The organism is Roseobacter sp. MH60115 (assembly GCF_015644665.1).
GTDB lineage: Bacteria > Pseudomonadota > Alphaproteobacteria > Rhodobacterales > Rhodobacteraceae > Roseobacter.
This window is the reverse complement of the sequence record NZ_JADOBQ010000010.1, coordinates 99,408-105,407: the sequence shown is the minus strand read 5'-3', so window position 1 is coordinate 105,407 and position 6,000 is coordinate 99,408. Positions and strand designations below refer to the sequence as shown.

Annotated in this window: 5 protein-coding genes; 3 read left to right on the top strand and 2 right to left on the bottom strand. The window is 57.5% G+C overall.

Annotated elements, in window-relative coordinates:
• Positions 1-1,097, bottom strand: a 1,097-nt coding sequence (locus ISX84_RS21625) for a tetratricopeptide repeat protein (RefSeq protein WP_195822495.1), incomplete at its 3' end; no start/stop codon positions are given.
• Positions 1,098-1,247: 150 nt separating this feature from the next.
• Positions 1,248-1,940 carry a sugar transferase gene (locus ISX84_RS21620; protein ID WP_195822494.1) on the bottom strand — a complete coding sequence of 231 codons (693 nt, stop codon included), beginning with the start codon at positions 1,938-1,940 and terminating at the stop codon, positions 1,248-1,250.
• Positions 1,941-2,555: 615 nt separating this feature from the next.
• On the opposite strand from ISX84_RS21620, the gene ISX84_RS21615 reads away from it, so the two are divergent.
• The 3 genes from ISX84_RS21615 (at position 2,556) to ISX84_RS21605 (ending at position 5,903) form a co-directional block, all read left to right on the top strand.
• Positions 2,556-3,413, top strand: a complete 858-nt coding sequence (locus tag ISX84_RS21615) for an ExeA family protein (RefSeq protein ID WP_195822493.1) — start codon at positions 2,556-2,558, stop codon at positions 3,411-3,413.
• Entirely contained in the window at positions 3,410-4,972 is a 1,563-nt protein-coding gene (locus ISX84_RS21610; protein ID WP_195822492.1) for a GumC family protein, read from the top strand. The genes ISX84_RS21615 and ISX84_RS21610 overlap by 4 nt, the downstream gene beginning before the upstream one ends.
• Before the next feature lie 97 nt (positions 4,973-5,069).
• Positions 5,070-5,903 carry a CpsD/CapB family tyrosine-protein kinase gene (locus ISX84_RS21605; RefSeq protein ID WP_195822491.1) on the top strand — a complete coding sequence of 278 codons (834 nt, stop codon included), beginning with the start codon at positions 5,070-5,072 and terminating at the stop codon, positions 5,901-5,903.
• Positions 5,904-6,000 lie beyond the last annotated feature (97 nt).

The following is a 6,000-nucleotide window of genomic DNA, read 5'->3' as shown; positions in this document are numbered from 1 at the left end:
GCGCGCGCGCCGACATTGTTTTCCGTCGCCTCGAGCATCTGCGCCAGGGCAACCTTGGCATTACGTGTATCATCCGAGGCCGGGCTGCTTTCGATGATATCCCGAAGCTCGGTGATGGCAACGTCGCGGTCTCCGCGGTTGAACAGATGCTCAGCCCGCATGCTGCGGTAAAAGACGACATCCTCACCGGCGGCGATCCGCGCGTCCATCTCGGCGACGGCGGCCGCGCTGCCCTTGGTGGCCTGCAAAAACTGCAGAACGACGACATGCGCGTCCCGGCGGTCTTCTTCGGGCGCATCCGCGGCCAGCTTACGCAGGAAGTCTTCTGCCTCGTCCAGCTTGTTTTCCTGCACATACCAGCTGATCAGGAAGTTCTGGATCTGCTCGTTTTCCGGAAATTGCCGGATCATGACTTCGAGGTGGCTGCCGACCGTTTCTGTTTCCTGCAGTTCGTTCAGAATGCGGAGTTTGACCTCATGCAGGCGCAGGTTCTCGGGGTCCTGTTCCAGAGACAGCTCGACCTGCTCCAGAGCCTCCGTCAGGTTCTGGTTTGTCAGCAGATCATCGATCAGAATCTGGCGCGCCACGTTCTGGGTGTCATCCTCTTCCAGGATGTCCCGGGCCAGCTGGATCACCTCCGACATCTTTGCGCTGTCTTCCGCATCGCGCGCCGTGCGGTAGTTGAGCAGCGCATCCATGGCACGGAACGACAGGTCATCCGGCGCCAGCGCATAGCCCCGGGGGATGTAGCGTTCCGCACTTTCCCAGTCGAAGCGGCGCAGGGAGATTTCACTCAGCGCGCGCAGGCCTGTGAGGTTTTCGGGATATTGTTCCACCAGCCGCAGATACTGCTTGTAGGCGATGTCCTCGCGGCCCCTGTCCATCTGGATCTGGGCATAGACTTCGCGGGCTTCGCGGTGCTGGCCGTTGAGTTTGAAGACGTTGCGCAGCTCGACCAGGGCCCGGTCGACATCCCCCTCGGCCAGCAGCTCCTGTGCCGTGGCAAAATGCCCTTCGGCGCGCTCTTCCGCAGTTTCACAGGCGCTCAGCGCCATCAGAAGCAGGAGGGGGAACAGGAATCTACGCATCAGAACCATGAAAATAATCCGCGAATGGTGAAAATGATGAATAAGAGCAATTGAGGCGATTGGCTATTAAAACTAATAACCAATCGCCTCAATGTGAAGGCTGTGCAGGCATCTCTATGCCAACAAATGCGTGCTTTTTAAGTCAATCTGCGGGGCAGATCAGCATCCTGTTCCCTTGAACACGACCCGGACCGTCGCAAGGATGATCTTCGTGTCCGTCTGGAAAGACAGCTGATCGTCATAGGCGTCATCGAACTGCACACGGCGCGAGAACGTCGTGTCGTTGCGGTCGGAAATCTGCCAGGGGCCGGTCACGCCGGGGCGCATGCCGTAATAGGACTGACCCGCGTAGAGGGCGCGCTGCTCGGGCATCATGGGACGCGGGCCGACAAGGCTCATGTCGCCCTTCAGCACGTTCCAGAGCTGCGGCAGCTCATCCAGGGACGCTTTGCGCAGGACGGCACCGAAAGGGGTGATGCGCGGGTCATTGCGCAGCTTTTGCTTGCTGTCCCATTCCGCGCGGGCGTCGGGGTTCTCGCTGAGGTGCTTTTCCAGCAGGGCGTCCGCATTGGCCACCATGCTGCGCAGTTTCCACATGGTGAAAACCTGCCCGTTCAGGCCGATGCGCTTTTGCGAGTAAAACGGGTTCTTGCCGTCGCGCAGGAAAATGCAGAGCGCAAGGGTGATGACGAAAGGCAGGACAACCGGTGCGGCAAGCAGGGTCAGCGCCACGTCTAGGCATCTTTTAACGCTTGTCCGGTAAAGATCGGAGGGAGCCGACACGATACCCGTGGATGCCACAAATTTCGCATCGTCGTCGTGTTCGGAAATGTTCGTGTAATGGATAGACATACTTGCAACCTTCACTGTGCCGGCCGAGGCCATTTACTGAGTACAGACGTCCGATCTATTAGAGACCAAACTTGAAATAAATTTAAACTTCTCAACTTCCTCACAAATTTTTTCGGAACACCTCTTCATACAAGCCAGAGGGCCTTTTGGCAATTTCATCATAGTTTAGGGTAAATTTTAGGAAAGATGTTAAGCATCTGATATTTAAGGGAATTTAAGTTGTCCACCTGTTTTCGCCGATCTCTTCGGAGCGTTTGCCCATTTTTTAATCAACCCAGCCGTGTATTGCGCCACCCAGCATATTGCCGATTCATACGAATGGCTCAATTTTGTCCAACTTTGATTCGCATTCGAATCATTAAATAGCATCATATTTTGTGGATGTTGTGACTTTTTGGGCAGTTTTCCCGAAACGCGCCGCAATCGTGCTAAAGGCAGCGTGCAGACAGGGTGGATGTGTTGCCTTGTGGGGGCAAAAACTGGATGAACACCGGGGTAAAATGCGATATGGCATCCTCGGTTGCGGTCCGGAAGTTGGCGAGACGTCGCGACATGTCTCAAATGTGTTCGGTTTGAGTGCGTGGATTAACAAGGTTGCGGGAAGACGAGATGAACATGTCCAACTCTTTCGATATCTATACGGAGTTCTTTGGCCTGACCGAGCGACCGTTCTCGCTGGTGCCGGATCCGGACTTCCTCTATTGGTCCGCAGCCCACAAGCGTGCCTTCAACATGTTGGAGTATGGTCTTTTTACCCATGCGCCGATCACGCTGGTGACCGGCGATGTGGGGGCCGGCAAGACAACGCTGCTGCAGTATCTTCTGAGACAGATCTCGGATGATATCACCGTCGGGCTGATCTCGAACGCCCAGGGCGGCCGGGGTGATCTGTTGCGCTGGGTCATGATGGCGCTGTCGCAGGAAGTGCCGCCCGGTTCGGACTATGTCGATCTCTTCAACCAGTTCCAGATGTTTCTGATCGAGGAATACAGCCAGGCCCGGCGCGTGGTCCTGATTTTTGACGAAGCCCAGAATTTGGACCGCGAAACGCTTGAAGAATTGCGTATGTATACAAACATAAACACCAATAAGGACGAGTTGCTGCAGTTGGTGCTTGTGGGCCAGCCGGAACTGCGCGACATCGTGAACCAGCCCGGACTGGAACAATTCTGCCAGAGGGTTGCTGCCAATGTTCACCTATCAGCCATGAGCGTGGAGACAGTGACCAGTTATATCAAGCACAGGATGCGCACTGCCGGTGCCACGCGGGAGGTCTTCACCGATGAGGCGATACAGCTCATCGCGCGGTCGGCCCGCGGTATCCCGCGCCTGGTGAACCAGCTGGCTGATTTTTCTCTTGTCTATGCCTCCTCTGAAGACCAGGAGACCGTGTCCGCGGATATGGTGCGCAATGTGCTCAGGGATGGTTTGTTTTTGTCGAATGTTTTGTTTCTGGAAAAGACTGAGTCATGAAATTCAATCCGAAATTCTACCTGTCGATTTTCTTTCGGCGCTTTCATTACTTCCTGGTGATTGCGGGGCTGGTCTCCGCGGCGGGGATTACCGTTTCCGCGATGCTGCCTGCTGAATATTCCGCATCGGCGCTGGTGCTGGTGGAGCGTCCGCAGATCCCGCGCGATCTGGCGGCCTCGACGGTGCAGACCACGCCGGGCGAGCAGGTTCAGATCATCCGGCAACGGCTGACCACCCGGTCTGCCGTGCTGGAGATTGCCGACAAGATGCAGATCTATCCGAACCGGAGCGAGCTGACCCCGAACTATATCATCAGTGACATGCGCCAGCGGATCATGATTGCCCAGCCCCGCGGCAAGCGCGGCACGGCAACGACGCTGACTGTCGGGTTCCGCGGGCGCACGCCGACAAAGACAGCGGCGGTTGCAAATGAACTGGTCACGCGGCTGTTGGCCGAGAACGTCGAGATCCGCACCGGGAATGCCACGCAGACGCTGGAATTCTTCGAGCAGGAAGTGGCGCGTCTGAATGCCGAGCTTGATGAAAGAAGCAGCCGGATCCTGCAGTTCAAGCTGCAAAACCAGAACGCCCTGCCGGACAGCATGAATTTTCGCCGGTCTCAGCAGACATCGCAGCAGCAGCGGCTGGTCCAGATTGAACGTGAGGAAGCGGCTCTCATGGACCGGCGGGCCAATCTCGTCGATCTTTTCGAACGCACGGGCCGTGTCGATACATCCGCGGCGGATCTGTCGCCCGAACAGCGGCAATTGCAGTCCCTGCAAAATGAGCTCGACAGCGCGCTGCTGATCTATTCCCCGCAGAACCCGCGGGTTCGGGTGCTGCAGGCCAAGATTGCCGCTTTGGAGACGGTCGTGTCGTCTCAGTCAAACGGGAATGAGCAGGATGCAGCCCAGGCCCTTTACGAGTTGCAGCTGGGGGATATCGACGAGCAGCTTGAGGCCTTTGCCCGGCAAAAGCAGGAGATCGAAACGCAGATTGCCAAGCTGCAGGAAACGATCGATGCGACCCCGGGCAATTCCATTCAGCTCGAAGAGTTGAACCGGGCGTTTGAAAATACCCAGCGGCAATATCAAGGTGCAACCGCGCGTCTCGCCACCGCCGAGATGGGGGAGCGGATCGAAGTGCTGGCCAAGGGTCAGCGGTTCTCCGTGGTTGAGCCGGCTGTTGTGCCCGGTCGCCCGTCGAGCCCGAACCGGCCCTTGATCGCAGGCGGCAGCGTTGGCGTGGGGATCGTGCTTGGTCTGGCTTTCGTGGTTCTGATGGAGTTGATCAACTCCTCAATCCGGCGCCCGATCGACATCCAGACCAAGCTGGGCATCACCCCGATTGCAACCCTGCCGTACATCCGGTCGACCCGGCAGCGTAAGATACATGATACGATTATCATCTGTGGCGTGTTCATTGCCGTGATCGCGGCGCCGGTGACGATCTGGGCATTGCATACCTATTACCTGCCCTTGGATCTGTTGATTGAACGGCTGCTCGACAAGACCGGGCTGTCCAGCATCGTCGCCCTGATGGGCGGGGGGAGTTCATGATGGGAACCAGTTATGCACCGGGTAATATTGTTCCGGTATATGCCCTAAACCTGGTCGGCGCGCGCGGGTACAGATCAAAAGGTGAGATGTAAAAGATATGGAACGTATTCAGGTTGCTCTCGAAAGGGCCCGCGCCAAGCGTGGTCAAGGCAAGAAACCGGCGGCCCCGGCGGCGGAAGGCACAAAACAATCCTCCATCAAGGGGGACTCCGAACTGGCGACGGTCTGGAGTGAACTCAAGCCTTTTGAGCCCGATCAGGATCTGCTGAACGAGCACAAGATACCTGCCTTTGAGCGGAATTCGCTGTCGACGCCGATTGATATGCTGCGCACGAAAGTGCTGCAGGCCATGCGGGACAACGGGTGGTCCCGGCTGGCCATTACCTCCCCCAATGCCTCCTGTGGCAAGACAACGCTGAGCCTGTGTCTTGCGTTCAGCATCGCGCGCCAGCCCGAGCAGCGGGTGGCTGTCATCGAAATGGATCTGCGGCGCCCGAATGTGGCCGCGTCACTTGGCATGCCGCGCGGCATCAGCCAGTTTTCCAAGGCGCTTGAGGGCCGGGACCCGATCAATGAGCATCTGGTGCGGATCACCGATAACATGCTGGTGGGGGCCAACCTCCATTCCGCCCGCAACCCATCGGAACTTTTGCAAAGCGATACGATGCGGGAAGCGCTGGACGAGGTCGAGCAGACCTACAAGCCGACGATCACGATTTTCGACATGCCCCCGATGCTGGTCAGTGATGACATGATGGGCTTTGCCGACAGTGTTGATTGCACCCTGCTGGTCGCTGCTGCAGAGAGCACCTCCATCAGCGAAGTGGACAATTGTGAACGTGAGATCGCCAAGCGCACCAATGTGCTGGGGATCGTGCTGAACAAGTGTCGCTACATGGGCAAGGAATATGGCTACGACTATTACAGCTGACCCCGCTGTCGTGTAAAACGGCAGCCTTGGTGTGATCAGCTGAAAGGTGATGGCTCTTGGCGGGCGGGTGCCCTGACCAGATCCCGGCCCCCCCCGG

Bases quoted from the DNA above. Each gene is read 5' to 3' on its own strand.
- ISX84_RS21620 (WP_195822494.1), bottom strand. From the start codon at position 1,940: ATGTCTATCCATTACACGAACATTTCCGAACACGACGACGATGCGAAA.
- ISX84_RS21615 (WP_195822493.1), top strand. From the start codon at position 2,556: ATGTCCAACTCTTTCGATATCTATACGGAGTTCTTTGGCCTGACCGAG.
- ISX84_RS21610 (WP_195822492.1), top strand. From the start codon at position 3,410: ATGAAATTCAATCCGAAATTCTACCTGTCGATTTTCTTTCGGCGCTTT.
- ISX84_RS21605 (WP_195822491.1), top strand. From the start codon at position 5,070: ATGGAACGTATTCAGGTTGCTCTCGAAAGGGCCCGCGCCAAGCGTGGT.